15 protein-coding genes are annotated in these 20,297 nt (G+C 62.2%); 7 read left to right on the top strand and 8 right to left on the bottom strand.

Annotation, left to right across the window (positions count from 1 at the left end):
* Window positions 1-957: 957 nt before the first annotated feature.
* The 4 genes from ACZ9H4_RS17490 to ACZ9H4_RS17475 form a co-directional block, all read right to left on the bottom strand.
* A complete protein-coding gene (locus ACZ9H4_RS17490) occupies window positions 958-1,665 on the bottom strand; it encodes a substrate-binding domain-containing protein (RefSeq protein ID WP_408326834.1) in 708 nt (235 codons plus the stop codon).
* 15 nt (window positions 1,666-1,680) lie between these two features.
* The gene (ligK, locus tag ACZ9H4_RS17485; RefSeq protein WP_408155364.1) at window positions 1,681-2,364 is read right to left on the bottom strand and encodes a 4-carboxy-4-hydroxy-2-oxoadipate aldolase/oxaloacetate decarboxylase; all 684 of its coding nucleotides are present in this window, start codon (window positions 2,362-2,364) and stop codon (window positions 1,681-1,683) included.
* A 2-nt stretch (window positions 2,365-2,366) separates the two neighbouring features.
* Window positions 2,367-3,392 carry an amidohydrolase family protein gene (locus ACZ9H4_RS17480; RefSeq protein WP_408145442.1) on the bottom strand — a complete coding sequence of 342 codons (1,026 nt, stop codon included), beginning with the start codon at window positions 3,390-3,392 and terminating at the stop codon, window positions 2,367-2,369.
* An 80-nt stretch (window positions 3,393-3,472) separates the two neighbouring features.
* Entirely contained in the window at window positions 3,473-4,822 is a 1,350-nt protein-coding gene (locus tag ACZ9H4_RS17475) for an MFS transporter (RefSeq protein ID WP_408145522.1), read from the bottom strand.
* Window positions 4,823-6,008: 1,186 nt separating this feature from the next.
* Between ACZ9H4_RS17475 and ACZ9H4_RS17470 the strand changes: the two genes are divergently transcribed.
* On the top strand, window positions 6,009-7,769 hold the full coding sequence (locus ACZ9H4_RS17470) for a tannase/feruloyl esterase family alpha/beta hydrolase (RefSeq protein WP_476119973.1): 1,761 nt from the start codon (window positions 6,009-6,011) through the stop codon (window positions 7,767-7,769).
* 88 nt (window positions 7,770-7,857) lie between these two features.
* Here ACZ9H4_RS17470 and ACZ9H4_RS17465 read toward each other — a convergent pair whose 3' ends face one another.
* The 3 genes from ACZ9H4_RS17465 to ACZ9H4_RS17455 form a co-directional block, all read right to left on the bottom strand.
* A complete protein-coding gene (locus tag ACZ9H4_RS17465) occupies window positions 7,858-9,543 on the bottom strand; it encodes an alkaline phosphatase family protein (protein ID WP_476119971.1) in 1,686 nt (561 codons plus the stop codon).
* Between the two features lie 536 nt (window positions 9,544-10,079).
* Window positions 10,080-11,225 (bottom strand): branched-chain amino acid ABC transporter substrate-binding protein, encoded by a 1,146-nt coding sequence (locus ACZ9H4_RS17460; protein ID WP_476119969.1) that lies wholly within the window; start codon window positions 11,223-11,225, stop codon window positions 10,080-10,082.
* A gap of 741 nt (window positions 11,226-11,966) precedes the next feature.
* A complete protein-coding gene (locus tag ACZ9H4_RS17455) occupies window positions 11,967-12,890 on the bottom strand; it encodes a LysR family transcriptional regulator (RefSeq protein WP_408145435.1) in 924 nt (307 codons plus the stop codon).
* A 98-nt stretch (window positions 12,891-12,988) separates the two neighbouring features.
* Between ACZ9H4_RS17455 and ACZ9H4_RS17450 the strand changes: the two genes are divergently transcribed.
* Window positions 12,989-14,410 (top strand): aldehyde dehydrogenase family protein, encoded by a 1,422-nt coding sequence (locus tag ACZ9H4_RS17450; RefSeq protein WP_476119967.1) that lies wholly within the window; start codon window positions 12,989-12,991, stop codon window positions 14,408-14,410.
* Window positions 14,411-14,468: 58 nt separating this feature from the next.
* Here the strand turns inward: ACZ9H4_RS17450 and ACZ9H4_RS17445 are convergent, their stop codons facing one another.
* Window positions 14,469-15,365: a hypothetical protein gene (locus ACZ9H4_RS17445; RefSeq protein ID WP_476119965.1), complete on the bottom strand. Its 897-nt coding sequence runs from the start codon at window positions 15,363-15,365 to the stop codon at window positions 14,469-14,471.
* Between the two features lie 349 nt (window positions 15,366-15,714).
* Between ACZ9H4_RS17445 and ACZ9H4_RS17440 the strand changes: the two genes are divergently transcribed.
* The 5 genes from ACZ9H4_RS17440 (at window position 15,715) to ACZ9H4_RS17420 (ending at window position 20,297) form a co-directional block, all read left to right on the top strand.
* On the top strand, window positions 15,715-16,716 hold the full coding sequence (locus ACZ9H4_RS17440) for a catalase family peroxidase (protein ID WP_476119963.1): 1,002 nt from the start codon (window positions 15,715-15,717) through the stop codon (window positions 16,714-16,716).
* Window positions 16,717-16,906: 190 nt separating this feature from the next.
* On the top strand, window positions 16,907-17,452 hold the full coding sequence (locus tag ACZ9H4_RS17435) for an RNA polymerase sigma factor (RefSeq protein WP_408145427.1): 546 nt from the start codon (window positions 16,907-16,909) through the stop codon (window positions 17,450-17,452).
* A complete protein-coding gene (locus tag ACZ9H4_RS17430) occupies window positions 17,452-18,396 on the top strand; it encodes an anti-sigma factor (RefSeq protein ID WP_476119960.1) in 945 nt (314 codons plus the stop codon). Before ACZ9H4_RS17435 ends, ACZ9H4_RS17430 begins: the two co-directional genes overlap by 1 nt.
* Before the next feature lie 93 nt (window positions 18,397-18,489).
* Window positions 18,490-19,419: a hypothetical protein gene (locus ACZ9H4_RS17425; protein WP_476119958.1), complete on the top strand. Its 930-nt coding sequence runs from the start codon at window positions 18,490-18,492 to the stop codon at window positions 19,417-19,419.
* Window positions 19,416-20,297, top strand: coding sequence for a c-type heme family protein (locus tag ACZ9H4_RS17420; RefSeq protein ID WP_408145422.1), 882 nt, complete (start codon window positions 19,416-19,418; stop codon window positions 20,295-20,297). Before ACZ9H4_RS17425 ends, ACZ9H4_RS17420 begins: the two co-directional genes overlap by 4 nt.

Here is a 20,297-nt window from a genome sequence, read left to right as displayed (position 1 = left end):
ATCCAAATATTATTTTTGAGCTTCAAACGGGTCATTGAATGAAAAGACCCTCTCCAATTCGCTGCACCGGCAAATAAGGATCCTTCCAGTGCAAGTCGAGCCTGGCTTTTGAGCCGATTAAAACTTCCGAACACGGGGTTCGAATAAACGTGACAATCCAGCGGGACGCGCGTGATTCACCATCAACGAGGAGCCACGCGTGCGTCGCTCGCGTTTGACAACGAGGAAAACGTTCCGGGCAAGGTGCCTACTGCTGACCGCCAAACTTGCGGTCGGGGTGCCGCGCAAACGTTTTACCGAGCGGGCGCGCACCTTGCTACCGCTTGGCAAATTTTTCCCTCAAACGCCTTGACCGGGGTAAATCGTACGCGGAATGGCGGGCCGGGCACAGTAGAAATGGTAGTTTTGACAGAAATAGTAAGAATATTTCTAATAAAATATTACTTCGCAAAAAATCTAACTTTCTGATGATGATCAGAGGATTGGATGCGCGCGAACTTTGCGACTTCGACCCTATAAATGAAAGCGCTTCCAGCGCGGTCGTTTGAAACGTGGGTTTGCTCGCGAAGCGCCATGCACCATTGGGGCGCATTATCAATGGCGAGATGGGGCGAGGCGAATGAAGGAGACCGCGGCCGCGATAGAAATCATCGCAGCAAGATTCGAGCGAGCGTCTTCACTCGCTCATGGCTTGAGCCTTTCGATGTCTTTTTTATAGCCCATGACGTGGCTAATTATTTTATGAACCGGTTATAAACCACATTGATAAAAATGCGATTATGACCGGTGTGTTTATGAGAATACGCGACGCAATCCCGCTGATACTGGAGAATAAAGATAGATCCACGTCGCGTCGGTCAGCGAAAGCTGATCATGGCAATTAGCGGCCCGCCCCGCGCCGCCCCTTCATCATCGGAATGAAGCGTTAAAGCGTCAGCGCAGCCGACACTAATGCGATCAAACGGGCTCCATCCCGTTCCCCGACTTGGCGCCCTGGGCTTCGCGCGACGTCAGAAACGCCAGCAGCGCCTGCGCGGCCTCGCGCTGGCGCGTCGCGGTGCAGATCGCGGCCGCAAAGACGGTGATGGATTGTGCCTCGGTCGGTAATGCACCGACCACGTCGATGCCCGGCAAGTGGATCAATTCACTCAGCTGCTGAAAACCCAGCGCGACCTCGCCCCGAGCGACCAATGCCCCCACCGGGACACCGGGCGGCGCCCGCACGATGCGTGGAGCGATCGTTTCCGCTATGCCCCAGCGCTCGAACAAGTGCCTCAGATGGGCCCCGCTGGGACCCGTCGAGTAGCCGATGCTGGGTGCGCTCAGGATAGCGTCGCGCAGCGCCGCTTCGGTACTGACGTCCGGCCGCGCTTGCCCCGTTGCCACCGCAACGGCGATGCCCGAGCGAGCGAGCGCAACCCGGCTCGCCGCATCGACGCGGCCGGCCGCCGCTAACCGGTCGAGCGCGTCCGCAGCCAGCACAACGATATCGAATGCTTCGCCATCCTGAACACGTTTCGCCGCATCGACACCGCCGACCGACTCAAACGCAATCGGCTGCCCCGACAAATGCTCGTAGGTGGCGGCGAGTTCGGCCAGCACCTGCCGCGTGGCCATCGACGAGATGCCGGTGATCGGCTTGCGCACGGTTTGACCGCTGACCATCTTTTGACGCCCTCTTCAGTCTTTGTAACGCAATCCGGCCTGTTCCAGCGGTCCGCGCATGTTGTACATGTCCAGACCCAGCACGCCAGCGGCCAGCTTCGCGCGTTTTTCGCCTTCGTTCGCTTCGCGTGCGGCCGCTTTTTCGAGCACCGTTTGCGCGAACGCCGCGGGCACCACCACGACGCCGTCGTCATCCGCGACGACGACGTCGCCCGGTGTGACCAGCGCACCCGCGCACACCACGGGGATGTTCACCGAACCAAGCGTCGCCTTGACCGTGCCTTTCGCGGAAATCGCCTTGCTCCAGACCGGGAAGTTCATCTCCGTCAGCACGCTCACGTCGCGCACGCCGGCGTCGATGATCAATGCGTGAGCGCCGCGCGCCTTGAAGCTCGTCGCCAGCAGATCGCCGAAATAGCCATCGGTGCAATCCGCGGTCACTGCGGCCACGACGACATCGCCCGGCCGGATCTGCTCGGCCGCGACGTGCAGCATCCAGTTGTCGCCGGGTTGCAGCAACACGGTGACCGCGGTGCCGCTCGCGCGCGCACCGACATAGATCGGCCGCATGTACGGTTTCAGCAGACCCGTGCGTCCCATTGCCTCGTGCACGGTCGCCGAGCCGAGCGCACCGAGTTTCGCGGCGGCATCAGCGTCCGCGCGCGCGATGTTGCGATAGACGACTCCAAGTTCGTACATGATTACTGTCCCTTCGATTTAAGCAATGCATCCAGACGCGGATAGACGCGCCGCGCATTTCCTTCGTAGATCTTGTGACGCTCTTCTGCATCGACATGCGCCGCTTCGATATAGCGCTTCGTGTCGTCGAAATAGTGGCCCGTCTCGGGATCGATGCCACGCACCGCGCCAATCATTTCGCTCGCGAACAGAATGTTGTCGACCGGGATCACGCGCGTGAGCAGATCGATACCCGGCTGATGATAGACGCAGGTGTCGAAGAAGATATTGTTGAGCAGATGGTCCTTCAGCAACGGCTTTTTCAGCTCCTGCGCGAGTCCGCGGAAACGTCCCCAGTGATATGGCACCGCGCCGCCGCCGTGCGGAATCACAAAACGCAGCGTCGGAAAATCGCGGAACAGGTCCGACGTCAGGCACTGCATGAAGGCCGTCGTATCCGCGTTCAGGTAGTGCGAGCCGGTGGTGTGAAAACACGCGTTGCAGCTCGTGCTCACGTGAACCATCGCCGGGATGTCGTACTCGACCATCTTCTCGTAGATCGGATACCAGTAGCGATCGGACAGCGGCGGGCTGGTCCAGTGACCGCCCGACGGATCGGGATTCAGATTGATCGCCACGTTGCCGTACTGCTCGACGCACTTGACCAGTTCCGGAATACAGGTGGCAGTGTCGACACCCGGGCTTTGCGGCAGCATCGCCGCCGGCACGAAGTGCTCGGGAAAGAGTTGGCTCACCCGATAGCACAACTCGTTGCAGATGGCCGCCCACGTGCTGGAGATCTGCGCATCGCCGATGTGATGCGCCATGAAGCTCGCGCGCGGGCTGAAGATCGTCAGATCGAGGCCGCGCTCGCGCATCAGCTTCAACTGGTTGCTTTCGATCGATTCGCGCAGCTCGTCGTCGCTGATCTGCAATTCCGACGCCTTCGGCATGCCGGACGGGTCCTTGATGCCCGCGATCTGGCGGTTGCGCCACAACTCCAACGCTTTCGGCGCGGTAGTGTAGTGGCCGTGAATGTCGATAATCACGGTCTCTCCTCAGAAAATTGATTCGACCAGCGACGCGCCACGACAAAACTCGCGCGCGCCGCGTTTCCTTGCTATGTCATTCAGTGAGCGGCATTCGGGCTTGCCGTCGTCTCGCCGGCGCTCACGCGCTGACTCACGAGAATAGCGATCGCGGCCAGTGTAGCGGGGATCGCGAGCATCGCGAGAATCGCGCCGAACTGCCAGCCGAAGCCGAGCAGCGCACCGCCGATCGCCGAGCCGAAGATGCTGCCGAAGCGGCCCATGCCGAGCATCCAGCTCACGCCGGTTGCACGCGCGACGGTCGGATAGCGGCCTGGCGCATACGCGTTCAGACCGGTTTGCGCGCCGCTCATGCAGAAGCCCGCGGCAAACACCAGCAACGCCAGCGATGAAGACAATGCGCCGATATAGCCCAACCCGAGCACGCACAGACCACCGCCCAGGTAAGCCGCGCTGATCACCGGCGCGGGCCGGACCTTGTCCATCACCCAGCCGACCAGAACCGCGCCGACCGTTCCGCCGATCTGGAACATCGCCGTAATGTTGGCCGCCGCGGTGACGGTGAGACCCGCGTCTTTCATCAGCGTGGGCAGCCAGCCTGTCAGCAGATAGATCACGAGCAGGCCCATGAAATACGTGACCCACAGCGCAAGCGTCATCGAACCGTAGCCTTGCGAAAACAGCACGCCGATCGGCTTGCGCGTCGGCAGCGGCGGTTCGCTCGAAACGAATACTTCGTCGCCCGCAAAGCGCGCGCCGCACACGCGGCCGAGCACCGCGCCGATACGCTTGGGCGATGCGCCGCGCACGGCCAGCAAGCGGGCCGATTCCGGCAGCAGCCAGATCTGGAACGGGATCAACAGCAACGGCAACGCGCCCCCGAAAATCAGCACCGAGCGCCAGCCATGAATCGGAATCAGCCAGCCGGCAGCGAAGCCGATCAGCGCCGAACCGAGGTTGAAGCCCGTGAACATGATCGTGATGAGCAATGCGCGCTTGCGTTGCGGCGCGTACTCGGACAGCAGCGTCGTCGAGTTAGGCATCGCGGCGCCAAGACCGATACCGGTCAGCAGCCGCAACAGCGCCATCGCGGTCGGTGTTTGTGTGAACGCGGTAGCGATCGTGAAGACGCCGAATAGAAACACCGACGTGATCAACACCCACTTGCGCCCAATGCGATCCGACGCCGGTCCCGCTGTCAGTGCGCCGATCACCAGACCGATCGGCGCCGCGCTCATCACGAGGCCGAATGCGGGGCGCGAAATGCCCCAGTCGTGAATGATGGAAGGCGCGACGAATCCCATGATGGCGACGTCCATGCCGTCGGCCGTCACGATCAGAAAGCACAGCGCGACCAGTAGCCACTGGTAGGCCGAGATCGACCGTTCGTCGATGAACGCCTTGATATCAATTCTCTTACCGCTCGTCATTGCGCTTGTCATCAGATTTCTCCTGTCTCCTTTACTGGTTTTATCGCGCGGCCGAAGCTCGTGGCTTCGCGCTCTCGTTGATCCCGCTTCCCGTCATGTCGATGCCTTGCATACCTTCCCCAAATGATCCGGTCTGAAGGTAGCGGTTCGGGCTCCGGCTCCAAAAGGGCGGGTTAACCAGATGTGTGAGTGGAGTATCCGGGTTTTGGCTGTTCCGCATAGTGCCGCCGGAATCCGCGAAACGCCCTCATAAGCCCTTTGAATAAGGCTCGATCGCAATCCGGCAGCCCTTGGAGACGGCCTCGTCCGGCGCCCTTGAAAGCGCACCTCGATAAATAGATCAGATGACTCGGGAACGAAGTCGCATAGAACGGCGGAGCGAGCCGATGCTTTTCGCCGTCCTCCCCTGTTCCTCGTATCGCGATGAGGCGAGGCCGGTCCATATCGGTCCACTGGCGCGTTCGCGCGGCAAGCAAATCGATGGGGATGACGAACCTCGCACCACGCCATCTTTTTCAATCTCTTTCGATCTCTTTCCCCATCTAAAAAAATTATTGCGTGTCGTCGTGCAGAACGCTCGCGCTAGCGCGATCCGGATTCCGGCGCGAGACGCGAATGCTTGTGCCGTGGGGCTGCTGACGTACATCGAACGAAGTGAAAGCGGTCGAGTTGGCGCGCCGCCGGCTGGCCGCCCGCGTATGGTTCTGGTTAACCCCCGATTTCACCCCACTTCCCGCCCCGCTAACGTCGCGTCAAAACTCAGTGAGCGCGCACACCCGCCACGACATCATGAATAGAGACAGGACGATGTGCATCGAGCATCCAGGCCAAGCACGCGTCAGCGGCATCAGAAGGTTTTGCCCGACTGCTTTGGAAGCGGCAACCCAAAAACAAGTTAGGCGTATTGAATAACGCGGAGCGCGGATGACATGAGCTGTCCTGCAGGCACGCCCGATTCGCTATCGGCCGCCGTCGCGCGCAGGGCCGCGTCATGCCACGCGAATGATTGAAGAACAACAAACAGGTCGGCGATCTGGAGACGTCTTTGCGAACCGAAGTATTAAAAGAGGAGATGTGAATTGATGAAGACAAACAGGCAATACGCCAATCGCGGATGCGTCGTGCAATCAGGAAGCATGCGGGCGGTTCTGGTGCTCGAGGAAGAAAACCCATCAAGGAGGCAAGCATGAGAACTCGGCAATCCCTCGGGCTGCTCGCGCGCGTTCATGCGCGCACGGCCTCGCTGCTGACCCTGGCTGTTGTCTGCGTGAGCGCCACGATCGTCGCCGCGTGCGGCAGCGGTGGTGGCGGTCTTAGCCCCACGCCGCTGTCCGTCGTCAACCCGGTCGTCGATTGTTCGAAGCTCGCTTCGGTCGACATCACCGACATCGGCGGCGCAGGCAGTTCGATCACGTCGGCTACCGTTACCGCTGCCACCGTCAATGGCGCCACCGTCAACTTCTGTACGGTGAAAGGCACGCTCGCACCGTCGAACACGTTCGAGGTCGCGTTGCCGGTCAGCTCCTGGACGCAACGCTTCGCGGAACTCGGTTGCGGCGGCCTGTGCGGCAACCTGAGCGATCCGACCAAGCAAAGCTCGTTCAGCTTCAGCTACACCTGCCCGCTGGTGCAACAAGGCGGCTTCGTGACGGCCGCGACCGACATGGGCCATACGGGTCAGGACACGAGCTGGTCTTCGGATACGCAGAAGCAGGCCGACTTTGCCTATCGCGGTCAGCACATCACGACGCTCACGGCGAAGAAGCTGATCAAGGCCTACTACGGGCAGGCGCAGAAGTACTCGTACTTCATTGGCTGCTCGGACGGCGGCCGCGAAGCGCTGATGGCAGCGCAACGCTACCCGACCGATTACAACGGCATCGTCGCCGGCGCACCGGCTGCTCACTTCCAGATCCAGAACTCGCTGTATCACGGCTGGAGCGTGGAATCGAACAGCACCACCGGCAATAGCCTCGGCAACGCCGTGCTTTACGCCGACAAGGCGCAAGTGCTGCACAAGGCCGTCGTGGCCGCATGCGGCGGCGCAAGCGGTGCGGCCGACGGCCTGCTGGCCGATCCGCGCACCTGCCACTTCGATCCGGCAACGATCCAGTGCGCGAATGGCGCGACCAGCACCGCCAACTGCCTGAGCGCGGCCGAAGTCGCCACCGCCACGAAGATCTACAGCGGCCCGACGGATGCCACGACCGGTGAGCGCATGCTGGCCGGTTCGCCGCAATACGGTTCGGAAGCCAACTGGGTCGGCGTCGAAGTGCCGACGACGAACTCGACAGATGCCCCCGTGAAGACCACGGGTCTGTTCAGCTACAACATCGTGACCGGCGCATACAACCTGATCTTCACGGGTTCGCCGAGCATGCCGAACATCGACACGTTCGGCTATCACGACGCGAGCTTCTACACGAGCTTCCTCCAGGCCAACCACCCGCTCAACGATGCGACCAATCCGGACCTGTCGGCATTCAGGAGCGCCGGCGGCAAGCTGATCCTGTGGCACGGCTGGGCCGACCAGCACATCTCGCCGCTCTTCACGATCGCTTACTACGAGGCGATGCAAAGCACGATGGGCGAGTCGAGCGTGAGCGATTTCGCACGACTGTACGTGGTGCCGGGCGTCGCCCATTGCGGCGGCGGCGAGGGCTTCCCGAACATCGATCTGGTCTCGCAGGTGACCGGCTGGGTCGAGCAGGCGAAGGCGCCGAATTCGGTCATGACGTATCAGACCGATTCGAACGACGTCGTGACCGCGTCGCGCCCCGTGTACCCGTATCCGGCGGTGGCCAAATTCACGGGTTCCGGCGACTGGCGCAGCGGCGCCAACTACACGCAAGGCGCACCGCTGTATACCGCGAAGACGCTTGCGTGGGCCGGCTCCAGCTTCTACAAGCCCTATACGCCGCAGACGCAAGGTGTCGCGGCGCCGTAAGCGGCTTGCCGTGTAGCCACTCAGGCGGCCGGCCCTGCGGGGCGGGCCGCTCGTCGGGCGGAGCAAGCCCCGGCGCACAACCCTTCGCCTAAAAGCGTTCGCGATCGAACTCCGGCAGCGCACGCGTGCCTTCAATAGCAACCGATTGCAGCAGTTCGGGCTTCAGATCGAGCATACGCATGATAGTCGGCGCGACCTGCGTGGTCAGTACACGCTCGTCGTTGCTCTGTCCGGCGTGATGGGCATGAGGCACGTAGATCACTAGACCGAGATGGCTGTCGTCGGGCGCGTTGCCGCCGTGCTCTTCGTCCTTGGCCGTACTCGATGTATAGATGACCCCCGGGTTCGGCTGGACGACGATGTCAGGCGTGCGGCCGCGCGCCGGATCGCCGAACCGGCTGGTCAATTGCGGGCCGTACAGAATGTACGCCTGCGGGCCGTCCGCGCAAATGCCAGGTGCGTTGCAGCTCAGGTTGTCTTTCAGGGTCTTCACGACAGCGGGCACTTGGCTTTGATCGCGCAACCAGATCAGGCCGACGTCATCGCTTTGCACCAGGCCCGTACCGACGAGACCCGTGCCGTCATTGAGGTTGCCGCTCTTCGTACTGTTCTGTCCGAAGTTGCCGTTCGGATCCAGGTAGTTGTTTGCTTCCAGCAGTTTCGAGAGCGTGTCGCCGTTCTTCACCAACTTCGAATGATCGGACGGCGACTGCCCATGCTTCGCCGTGACGATGATCGCCGTCGACGCATAAAGATTGCGCTGCTTGAGCTCGGACACGATGCGACCCAGCGCATTGTCCAGATAAGCAATCGCGCCGGCGACCTGCGGACCCGGCGTGAAGCTGGCGTCCAGATAGCCGCCGCCGGTCGCGACCGTCGCCTTCTGGGCGACGCTCAAGGTCTGGAAGTTGGCACCAAACACCGTGGGCACGTCGGCGCCCGATCGGCCTGTCGAATCCTTGCCGTCAATTTCATTGATCAACGACTGCACGTGGAAGTTGTCGAACTGCTCCGTGTGCTGGTAGAGGTCCGTGTAGTTCGTCCCCGTCGCCGGATCGATCGAATTGATCTCGGTGCGCGACAGATCGTCGACGCCTGCGCCAGACGGCCCATTGAGCCAGTCGTAGCCCCACGCATGTTTGTCCGCCCAGGCGGTGCGAGCGCCTTTCACGTTGTGTTTGACCACTTCGAAGATCGTGTTGGTCTTCACATAGTTATGCGGATAGACGGGCGTACAGACACCATTGACCAAAGCATGCGGAATGGCCTGCGGATTGAACGCGCCACCACCGTCGAGATGGGTCAGTGCGCCGCCGTTCTCGCCATCGATGCCGGTGGTTTCGTCGAATACGACATTCCAGCCCTGCTTGCCGGTGCAATTGTTGTCGGACGGCGCGTAGAGCGTGCGGTCATAAGATACGTCGTAAAACAGGCCCGCGGATTTCGGCGAGCCACCCGTGACGAGCGCCGCGAGGCCCGGGAATGAATCCGAGAGGCCGGGCGTGTACGCGTTGGTATAGGTCGTCCCCGACCTGGCCAGCAACGCGAGGTTCGGGCATGCATTCGAACCGATGCAACGCGCGACATCCTGCTCATGCAATCCGTCGAAGCTGATCAGCAGCACATGCTTCACTGACGCTTGCTCATGTTCGTGTTCATGGTCACGTGCGTGATCGTCGCCCGCCACGGCGCCTACTGCGTACAGACCCGCAAGCAAGGCAACGCCAACGCAAATGGCGCCTTGTGTGCGCTTCCATGTCCTGATCGTCTTCATGTCCCGTCCTTTTTTGGTTGCGAAGAAATATTTGGTAAGACGGGGTGAATTTGCAGTGGATTTGAGTCAGCCGGATGAACCGACGCTTTCGATTTCATAACTCATTGATGATTTGCGAAAATGACCTCGATATACGTAACAATATGTATTGCTTAACGTTCTCTTAAGGTTTGATGGCTCCGAAAAAAGGCGGCCATTCAGGCCGCCTTCGCATCAACAAACAAACCGGTTAGTTCGCCACCACTTTCGCCCGCACCTTGGCGACCTGGGCGCGATTGCACGCTTTCTGGGCATTACGTGGCGGGTCGCACGCATGCGCAAGCATGGGCTCGCGGTTAGCGCCGAGGGAGAGTGGAAGTTCGGGGGGGAAAGGTACGGCCGCTGGGGCGAGTGCGCGAACAGGCGTCGGCGCGCGGCGGCATCAGGTATAGAGAGCTTGCGAGCCGGATATCAGTTGCCGCTTCAGAAACACATTGAGAAGCAAAAAGGGCTTCGATGGCGTGTTACCCATCGAAGCCCCAATCCGTTCTTACCGCTTACATCTTCACCACGTCGACCAGCGTCTTCTTGCCGTCCTTGTAGTCATACAGCGAGATCACGCCGTGCTGCAGGTCGCCCTTCGCATCGAACGTCGTCTGACCGGTGACGCCCTTATAGTCGGTGCCCGCGATCTTCGCAAGAACCTTCGACGGGTCAGTCGAGTTCGCGCGCTTCATTGCGTCGACCACGATATACACCGCGTCGTACGTGAACGGTGCGTCGAATTCGATCGGATGGCCGAAGCGCTTCGTGTATTTCGCCGCGAATTGCGCGCCGCCGTCCATGCGCTCGACGGCCATGCCTGCCTGCGAGCACACGACATTGCCGGCTGCCGCGCCGGCCAGCTGCGCGAGGCTTTCGGTGCAGACGCCGTCGCCCGACAGCACCTTCGCGCGCACGCCCAGTTGCCGCGCCTGCTTTGCGAACGGACCGCCGGTGGCGTCCATGCCGCCGTACATGATTGCGTCCGGATTCTCGCCCTTGATCTTCGTGAGAATCGCGCGGAAGTCGACGGCCTTGTCGTTGGTCGCGTCGTGCGACATGACCTTCAGGCCGAGCGCCTTGGCGGTCTTCTCGAATTCGTTCGCGAGACCCTGACCGTATGCCGTCGAATCATCGATAACCGCCACGGTCTTCACGTTCAGGCTTTTCGCCGCGTAGTTCGCGAGCGCCGGACCTTGCTGCGCGTCGGTCGCAACGACGCGGTACGTCGTCTTGAAGCCCTGCTGCGTGTACGCAGGATTCGTCGACGACGGCGAGATCTGCACGATGCCCGCATCGCTATAGATCTTCGATGCCGGAATCGATGCGCCCGAGTTCAGGTGGCCGACCACCGCGACGACTTTGTCGTCCACCAGCTTTTGCGCAACCTGCGTAGCCTGGCGCGGGTCGGCGGCGTCGTCCTGCGCGTCGAGCACCAGCGTGACCTTCTGAGCGTTGATCGTCAGGCCCTTCGCGTTGATTTCCTCGATCGCGAGACGCGCGCCGTTTTCATTGTCTTTGCCGAGGTGAGCCGAGCCCCCCGTCAGCGGACCGACGTGACCGATCTTGACGGTTTGATCGGCGGATGCCGTGGTGGTCATTGCGGCGAATGCTACGACTGCGGCGCTGATCGGCAGCAGTTTGTGAAACTTGAACGACATTCAAAAATCTCCTCTTTGTTTTCCAGATCAATTGGTTATGGGACTGTCAAGGCTGCGGAATCCATTCCGGCGACTTTGGCGCGAATGCGGCCGCGTCGTCGAATTTTAGGTGCAGGACAATAACGTAAAACTGGCGATCGTAAAAGGTTTCGAAGACATGCGGTTCGCGCGAGTGAGGCCCCAATGGCCGAGGCAATCGTTGCGGAACACCCGTGCCTTCAACCATTTACGTCGACGTGGCGCAATGTTTTGGCGGAGCGTTCGTCTGTGCGGAGAATGGACGCGCACCGGTTTGTGGCTATACCGCAAGGCAGTTTTCCAGCCTCGCCCTCCCTTCGCAAATGTCCTTTTGACCGTAGCACGCATCGATCAAACGAATACATAATCTTTGTCAATTTCTCTTCATCTCAATATCAATTCTTTGTTACTGACGTGAATAAATGCGGAATGCCTTCGCAGAACGGGGCCTTGTTGTGAAATCGGGGTATAGAGCCCGCCATGCACGGATGCGTGGTCCCGCCTCATATCTTCAGCAGCGTTGACAATCCCCGTTTAGCGCCGACCATTTACCTGGTTATCCGAACGAATATCGTCGGCAAGGTCCCGGAGACACTCAAGGGCTGCTTGACTTGAGTTACTGCGTTGAGTTACTGCGGCGGGTGAATCGCAGGTATGCGGGCGCCGCAATATTGGCGCCCGCAACCACGTAGACTGAACCGTGAGCCGCGCCACCGGAGAACATTATCTGCGCCGCTTTCGCTTCTGTTCGCGTCGCGCGTCTGCATCTTCGCGGATCATATCGATCAGCGCACGCAACCCCGCCGGCACATGCCGGCGCCCCGGATAGTACAGACAGAGCCGATCCAGCGGCGGTGTCCAGTCTTCCAGCACGCGCACCAGTGTGCCGGCTTGCAGGTCCGCCGCCACATTCCACTCCGTCAGATAGGTCAGCCCCAAACCGGCACGCGCGGCTGCCAGCATCAGGCCAGGTTCGTCGAGCGTCAGCGCACCTTTGCCGTCGAACCGCACGATCTCGCCGCGCCGCTCGAATTCCCATTGATAGATCGCACCGCTCGGCATGCGCGTGCGGATACAGCGGTGCGCAGTCAATTCAGCAGGCGTGCGCGGGCGTTTGTGTTGCGCGAAATACGCCGGACTGCCGACCACGGCGAAGCGCTGCGCGTCGCCGAACGGCACCGCGATCATATCTTGCGGCACGGTGTCCGCCAGCCTGATGCCCGCATCGAATCCGTCGACGACGATATCGATCAGGCGCCCCTCGGTGACGAGGTCGAGCTTCATCTCCGGATAGCGTTGCAGAAACGCGATGAAGAGCGGCATTGCCTGATTCGCAGCACCCGTCGATGTGTTGATGCGCAACGTCCCCGACGGCGTGTCGCGATAGCTGCCGGCCTGTTCGAGCGCATCGCGGATCGTCGAGAGCGCGGGCGCGACGCTGGCGACGAATTGCACGCCGGCCTCCGACAAGGACACGCTGCGCGTCGTCCGATTGAATAGCCGCACGCCGATACGCGCTTCGAGCGCGGCCACCGCATGACTGAGCGCGGACGTCGACACGCCCAATTCGATTGCCGCCGCCCGAAAGCTACGACGGCGCGACACCGCGAGCACTGCTTCCAGCTCACCCAGACCCGATGTTTTCATTATCCCAAATCGTTCACTACGACATGCATGATTGTACGGCTAGTCAGCACAATACGATGCGGCTATCTTGAGCATTGAACCGATTCCGGAGAAACGCAATGCAGATCATCGACACGATTTATATCGACGGCAGATTCGTCACGCCGCATGGCGACGAAATGTTCGACCTGTTCAATCCCGCGACCGAGCAGGTGATCGGCCGCGTGCGCCTTGCCGACGCGCAGGATGCGCGCGCCGCGATCGCCGCCGCGAAGCGCGCGTTTCCCGCGTTTTCGCAGACCGGCAAGCGCAAGCGGATCGAGATGTTGAAGCGCATGCACGCCGCCGTGCTCGCCCGCGAAGACGCGTTGTACGAAGCGATCACCGTCGAATACGGTGCGCCCGCGTCACGCGGACGATGGATGGCGCGCCACGCGAGCGACGTGCTGCTCGCCACGGCGCAAATCCTGCAGGACTATCCGTTCACACGCCGCGCGGGCATGGCCGAAGTGACCATGCAGCCGCTCGGCGTGGCCGGTTTGATTACGCCGTGGAACAGCGACGCGGGGTTCATCTGCGGCAAGCTCGCGGCGGCGCTCGCAGCCGGTTGCACCGCAGTCGTCAAGCCGAGCGAGATGAGCGCGATGCAGACGCGCATCGTCACCGAAGCGCTGCACGATGCCGGCTTGCCACCGGGCGTCTTCAACATCGTCACCGGCCGGGGCGAAACGGTCGGCGCGGAAATCAACGCGCATCCGGACGTCGCCAAGCTGTCGTTTACCGGCTCCACGGCCGTCGGCAAAACGATCCTGCGCACCGGTGCCGAAACGCTCAAACGCGTGACGCTCGAACTCGGCGGCAAGTCGCCGGTGATCGTGCTCGACGACGCGGACTTCGATCAGGCCGTGCCGCTCGCGCTGCAAGCCGGCTTCATGAACAGCGGGCAAGCCTGCATCGCGGGAACGCGGATCCTCGTGCCGCGCGCGCGGCTGGCGGAGTTCGAAGCGCGGGTGCAGCAGGAACTCGAACAGATCAAGGCGGGCGATCCGCGCGACCCGCAAACGACCGTCGGCCCCATGGTCAGCCGCAAGCAATGGGACCGTGTGCAGCGTTATATCCGCATCGGCATCGACGAGGGCGCGCGCCTGATCGCCGGCGGCGAGGGGCGCCCGGAGGGCATCGACACGGGCTGGTTCGTCCGTCCGACCATCTTCAGCGGCGTCACGAACGAGATGACCATCGCGCGCGAAGAAATTTTCGGCCCGGTGCTGTCGATCATCGCGTATCACGACACCGAAGAATCGATCAGGATCGCCAACGACACGCCGTACGGCTTGCAAGCGTATGTTCTGTCACGCGACAATAAACTCGCGCACGCTGTCGCCTCGCGGATCGAAGCGGGACGCGTGCTTGTCAACACGCTTGCGCATGAGCCCGCGGCGCCGTTCGGCGGCTTCAAGCAATCCGGTATCGGACGCGAGTACGGCACGTTCGGGCTGGAGGCGTTTCTCGAACCCAAGTCGGTATTGGGTGTGCTGTGATCGGCCGTAGTGCCGGGCGAGAGCGCCCCGGCACTACGGCGAAGCGTCAAGCCGCGCGTTATTTGAACAGAGACTCCGCCTCGTCAATCGCTATATTTCGCCGCCTCCACCGCTCTTCGGCTTGCGCAATTTTCTTGCGGTTATGAAAGTGCGGATTCATCCACCACGGAGCCGCGATTCCCTTGTGTTTGTCGCCCTCGGCGCCTATCACGGCGATCTCGTGGAGCGGTACATGAGGACGCGCCGCGGTGCGCTCGTCGCCGAGCACACCGATCGACGCCACCCGCATGATCTTCGGAATCACCGAATTGTGAAACGCGAGCTCGCACTCCGAGCAGCTGGCCCACGCGGCCGGCCGGTATTTCGCCGGCCACGAATTCAGGATCATGTGCTTCAGATCTCCGCCTACGTGCGGCGCCCCGTCGTCGATCACGGTTTGTGTTTTGCCGTTCCTGAGCCTTTCCTGCACCGGTCTCCAGTATTTGAACGCATAGCTTCCGGCGAAAAAACAGTGAACGTCCTGCATCAACGTCAGTTGCACAACGCGGCGAAAATCGTTGCCGTGCGTGCCGGCCCTGCCTTTGTTCTCCAGGGTGAAGAAGCTGTAGTCGTCCTCGACGTGGCCGCCGACCATCTGCCGGGTCACCCAATCGGCTTCACGTGTGACATGGAGAAGCCGCGTGCCCTTCGTCAATACGCCAACCGGCACGTGACGAAGGAAGTCGTTCACGTTCCGGCGCTGCAGCGGCTCACTGTCAGCGACCACGCCATCTCGCCTGAGCATGGCCTTTTTCCAGTCGCCGGCGGTGAGCGCGCCATTCACGAGGGCGAAGCCGCCGGGTGTCGCGTCCGTTAAGTCACTGCCGGCAAATGCGCAATGCGTGCAACTGGCGCACTGTTCACCCAGTGTTTTCGTACTGAGCTTTTCAGAAGACACAATCCACGATTTATTCATTCGCTTAGTATTTCTGGAGGTTGAGAACGTCCGGCCGCATTGCGCCGCTTAGGGCGCTATCTGGCGGATCTGCTCACGTACAACACCTGGTCATGCAGTCTTATTCCTTTTCTCCCGGCAAGTGGACGCGCGGACCACGCCACTCACGACCGGCACCGCACACGCGAAAGTACGCGCCGTCACGAAAACATCAAAGTGACTATAATTTCTGCCGAATTACTCAATACTGCTCACCGTGTCAGACGCTCCGCAACGACCATTAGCGACAGACAGCCATGCGCATCGAGACGCCGCGTCACGACGAACGAAACCGTGGTTTGGCTATGCGCTCATCGTCGTCGCAGTCGGCGTGCTGGGCGGTGTCTTCGCCTATGTGGCCGGCTGGTTTCCGCGCGCCACCTATGGCGCTCAACCTCGCGCGCAATGGATCGTCGACGCCTTCGAAGCGACGACGCGTCCGCATCCGGGATTCCGTCGCAATCACGCGAAGGGCATTTGCGTAACCGGCCATTTCGACAGCAATGGCAACGGCGCGGCGCTTTCCACAGCCAGCGTATTCGAAGCCGGTACATACCCCGTTATCGGGCGATTCTCTGCGCCGGGCAGCAATCCCTCACAAGCCGACGCGGAATCCAGCGTGCGCAGCTTCGCGTTGCTATTCAGCTTGCCCGGCGACGAACAGTGGCGCACCGGCATGAATTCGGCGCCCATCTTCGCGGTCGGAACACCACAAGCGGTGTTCGAACAACTCTCCGCGCGCGCGCTCGACGCGACAGGCCACCAGAATCCAGCGCACATGGCGGCCTTTTTGCACAAACACCCCGAGGCGCAGGCATTCGACGCATGGGTCGCCGCGCATCCGCCGTCGTCGGCATTTTTCAATGCCGCCTACTTCAGTGTCGACGCGTTTCGCTTCGTCGATCACGAGCGCCGCGCCCAGTATGTTCGCTGGCGCGTGGTGCCCGAAACGCCTTATCAGCAGCTCGGCGAAGACGCCGAAGGCGATCCGGACTTCCTCGCGCACGGCCTCGTCAAGCGGCTGGAACAAGGTCCGTTGCGCTGGCGTTTGATGATCTCCGTAGCGAAGCCGGGCGATCCTGTCGACGACGCTACCCGGCAATGGCCCGCGCAACGCGATCGCGACAGCATCGACGCGGGAACGCTCGTGATCGATCGCGCGCAGTCGCAAATCGACGGCCCGTGCCGCGACATCAATTTCGACCCGCTAATATTGCCGCAAGGCATCGAAGCGTCGAACGATCCTCTGCTAGCCGCGCGGTCGTCCGCGTATGCCGTGTCGTTCGCGCGTCGTACGAAGGAAGAAGCGCGCTTTAGCGCGGCGCGCAATTGACGCGCTCGCAGCCGCGCGACGCAGTCCGCACGGCAGCGCCGGGACAGGCACGGAGGTGCCAGGCAGAAACCCGCGATCGCGGATAAACTGGCTGCTTTTCGGGCCGCGCCGACACGTTGCGACACGCACGCTGTCATCCGTCTCGAGACATCACCGACCAGCTACGCGACTCATCAAGGAACGAATGTCGATGACTGGAGCAGAATTAGCCAGCATGCTTCCAGGCATGCTGCCGCGACTTTGGGCATTCGCTCTGCGCATTTCGGGCGACCGGCACGACGCGGAAGATCTCGTTCAGCGCGCCTGCGTGCGCGCGCTGGAACGCGCGCATCAATTGCAGCCCGGCACCGCGCCGCTGAGCTGGATGTTCTCGATCGTTCAGTCGACGTGGATCAACGAATTACGCGCGCGCAACGTTCGCAGCCGCTCGGGCATGGATTGGGACGACGACTTTCTCGAGACCGTGCCGGACCCCAATGGGCGCACACCGGAGCAGCACGCGATGGACGGCCAGATCATCAGCGCCGTGCAGCGGTTGCCTGAGGCGCAGCGAGTCGTTATGCTTCTCGTAGGCGTAGAAGGGCTCAGCTACAACGAAGCGGCCGAAGCACTGGACGTGCCGATCGGTACGATCATGAGCCGGCTTTCGCGGGCGCGCCAGGCCATCGGCGCACTGTTCGGCGGTCAGAACGAAAAGCGTCAAAGAGCTGCATCGAATATTAAGGACCCGGGGTGATGAAAATAGACGACATCCTGCTCTTGGCATATGTCGATGGCGAACTGACGCCGGGCGAGCGCCTGGAAGTCGAGAAAGCAATCGAGGCATCGGCTGATATCGCCGAGCGCGTCGAGCTGCTCGAAGCGTCCAGGCTGCCTTATCAGCAGGCGTACGCGCGCCAGAAACTGCCGCCGGTTCCCGACAGCCTCACACAGAAAATCGCCGAACTCGCGCGAGCCTATTCGGCGCCGGAAGGCGTCGCTATACATGCCGCCGCCACCGCGGCCGGCGCCAACGATCCCATTGCCGCCCTGGCGGAAACATCCGCATCGCGTTCCGCACCGGTGCGCTCCAGAATGCGTGTCGCCGCGCCCTGGCTCGCGGTTGCTTTCGTCGCCGGCGCATTTTGCACGGGCATCGTATTGCGTGTCGCACCAAGCGCGATGCCGGGCACGGCCGGGCCTGCCGGTGCGCAGCAGGTCGCGGCCAGCGGCGTGTCCGCATGGGTGCGCGCCGCCGCCGGCTATCAGCAGCTGTATTCGCGCGACACCGTCGCGCTAGGCGCGCCCGCCGCCGATGTATCGGCGCGCATCGTCGCGGACATCCGCACTCAGGACGGACTCGAACTGCGTGTGCCCGATCTGAGCGCAATGGGACTCACGTTCAAGCGCGTGCAGCGTCTGCGCTTTAACGACAAGCCGCTGGTCCAGATCGTCTATTTGCCGAAAGAAGGGCCGCCGGTCGCACTGTGCGTGATGAAGGACGCCAAACCCGACGCCGGCCTCGCCCAACAGCGCGTCGACCGGATGGATGTCGTGACCTGGCGGCAGGCCGAGCTCAGCTATGCGCTGATCGCCGAACCGGGCGCGGCGGACCTGCATGCGATCGGCAAACAGATTACCGGAAGCGGTGTGGGCGCGATGTTCAGCCAGAGCAGCGCGGTGTTGCAGCCCATCACCTGATGCGTTTGCCATCGATGGAATAAAAAGGGAGCGCTGGATGTTGTGTCGAAGGTGCGGCGTCATAGCCGCGATCTTCGATCGGCAAACCGGCGCATGAGTTCAGCCCCTTCCGTCTCTCACCGACAATCCGCACTTTCGCGGCTCGCCGCATGCGGCGCCCTGCTGGCGGCGCTGATTCCGCTCGACGCGCGCGCCGGCTGGATCGTCACCGAAGCCGACGGGCCGTATCGCGTGATCCACGCGACCAGCGTCGATACGGCGAGCGGCGCGGGAAATCGGCTGGCAGACGGCGACATCGTCGAGACCGCGCCGCAGCGCGCGCTACAGATGCAGGACGACGCCGGCAACATCCTCGCGCTCGGCCCTGACACGCGAACCCTTCTCGGCCCGGCTGAACGCGTTTCGCTGCTCGACGGCTGGATCAAGCTCTCGCACCTCTGCGCGACATCGTCGTGCCCGCAACCGGTGCTGGAAACCACGCACGTCGGCGCGTCGCCGGACAACGGTTCGGCGATCGTCGTCACTGCGTCGAACGCCCGCGCGGGCGACGCGGCCGTATTCGTCGAAACCGGTGGAACGGCGCTCACGGTGCGCATCGACGGCAAGCATGCGCCGCTTCGCTCGCGGTTCTCCGGTGGCCAGTTCGCCTCGTTGAGCGCCGCCGCGCCGCCGGTCGTCACCACGCGCCTGCCGGCCGATTTTCTCGCCGGCATGCCGGTATCCTTCCGCGAAGCGCTGCGCCCGCTTGAGGTCAAACTCGACACTCACGCGGTGCGGCCCGACACGCCGCACGCCACGCCCGTCAGCTACGACGACATAGCGGCATGGCTCACCAGCGCGCTGCCCGCCCGCTACCGGCCCGACACGCGCTTTGCAACCCGCTTTCGCACGCGGCTCGCCGACCCGGCGTTCCGTCACGCCATCGACAGCCACCTTGGCGTGCTGCCCGACTGGCGCACGCTGCTTTATCCGCCGCCGTCCCCTGCCCGCAACCGGCCACGCGCCGCACTCCGATTCCCATGAAACTCTCCCTCGCTCTGAAGTTCAACCTGGTGTTCGTCGGCATCTTCACCGTCGGGCTGATCGCGGCCGGCGTGATCGCGGAGCGCGTGCTGCAGCGTGAAGCGCTCGAACAGACGCTTCATGACGCAAACGTGATGATCAGCGCGGCGGGATCGATGCAGCATTACACCGCCGCGCACATCACACCGCTGCTCGCCACGCAGATCAAATACAGCTTCGTACCGGAGTCGATCCCCGCCTTTTCCGCGATCGAAATGCTAAACCAGTTGCAAAAGGAATTTCCGAATTTCTCGTACAAGTCGACGATGCTGAACCCGACCAATCCGCGCGACCGGCCGACCGATTGGGAGACCGACGTCATCCGCCATCTGCATGACCGGCCGGCACTGAAGGAGCTGACCGGACAACGCGACGGCGCCGACGGCCGCACGCTGTTTCTCGCGCGTCCCACCCGCATTACCGACGCGTCGTGCATGGCGTGCCACAGCACGCCGTCCGCCGCGCCGCGCACGGTGCTGGACAAGTACGGCCCGGCGAACGGCTTCGGCTGGACCATGAACGAGGTGATCGGCGCGGAGTTCGTGTCGGTGCCGATGGCCCAGCCGATCGGGCGAGCCCGCGTGTTGTGGCGCACCTTCATGGGATCGCTGGCCGCGGTCTTCGCGGCGGTGCTGGTCGTGATGAACGTGATGGTTCATCTGCTGGTCACGCGGCGGATTGCGACGCTGTCGCGCGCCGCCGACGCGATCAGTCTCGGCAAGCTCGACGATGCCACCGCGCTGCCGACCGGCTCGGACGAAATCGCGTCGCTGGCGGTGTCGTTCGGACGCATGCGAACGAGCCTCACCGAAGCGTTCAGAATTCTCGACGAAGCGTAG

The organism is Paraburkholderia sp. TE9906, assembly GCF_056279605.1.
This window is presented reverse-complemented; position numbering and strand designations above follow the sequence as displayed.

Bases quoted from the DNA above. Each gene is read 5' to 3' on its own strand.
- ACZ9H4_RS17490 (WP_408326834.1), bottom strand. From the start codon at position 1,665: ATGGTCAGCGGTCAAACCGTGCGCAAGCCGATCACCGGCATCTCGTCG.
- ligK (WP_408155364.1), bottom strand. From the start codon at position 2,364: ATGTACGAACTTGGAGTCGTCTATCGCAACATCGCGCGCGCGGACGCT.
- ACZ9H4_RS17475 (WP_408145522.1), bottom strand. From the start codon at position 4,822: ATGACGAGCGGTAAGAGAATTGATATCAAGGCGTTCATCGACGAACGG.
- ACZ9H4_RS17470 (WP_476119973.1), top strand. From the start codon at position 6,009: ATGAGAACTCGGCAATCCCTCGGGCTGCTCGCGCGCGTTCATGCGCGC.
- ACZ9H4_RS17465 (WP_476119971.1), bottom strand. From the start codon at position 9,543: ATGAAGACGATCAGGACATGGAAGCGCACACAAGGCGCCATTTGCGTT.
- ACZ9H4_RS17460 (WP_476119969.1), bottom strand. From the start codon at position 11,225: ATGTCGTTCAAGTTTCACAAACTGCTGCCGATCAGCGCCGCAGTCGTA.
- ACZ9H4_RS17455 (WP_408145435.1), bottom strand. From the start codon at position 12,890: ATGAAAACATCGGGTCTGGGTGAGCTGGAAGCAGTGCTCGCGGTGTCG.
- ACZ9H4_RS17450 (WP_476119967.1), top strand. From the start codon at position 12,989: ATGCAGATCATCGACACGATTTATATCGACGGCAGATTCGTCACGCCG.
- ACZ9H4_RS17445 (WP_476119965.1), bottom strand. From the start codon at position 15,365: ATGAATAAATCGTGGATTGTGTCTTCTGAAAAGCTCAGTACGAAAACA.
- ACZ9H4_RS17435 (WP_408145427.1), top strand. From the start codon at position 16,907: ATGACTGGAGCAGAATTAGCCAGCATGCTTCCAGGCATGCTGCCGCGA.
- ACZ9H4_RS17430 (WP_476119960.1), top strand. From the start codon at position 17,452: ATGAAAATAGACGACATCCTGCTCTTGGCATATGTCGATGGCGAACTG.
- ACZ9H4_RS17425 (WP_476119958.1), top strand. From the start codon at position 18,490: ATGAGTTCAGCCCCTTCCGTCTCTCACCGACAATCCGCACTTTCGCGG.
- ACZ9H4_RS17420 (WP_408145422.1), top strand. From the start codon at position 19,416: ATGAAACTCTCCCTCGCTCTGAAGTTCAACCTGGTGTTCGTCGGCATC.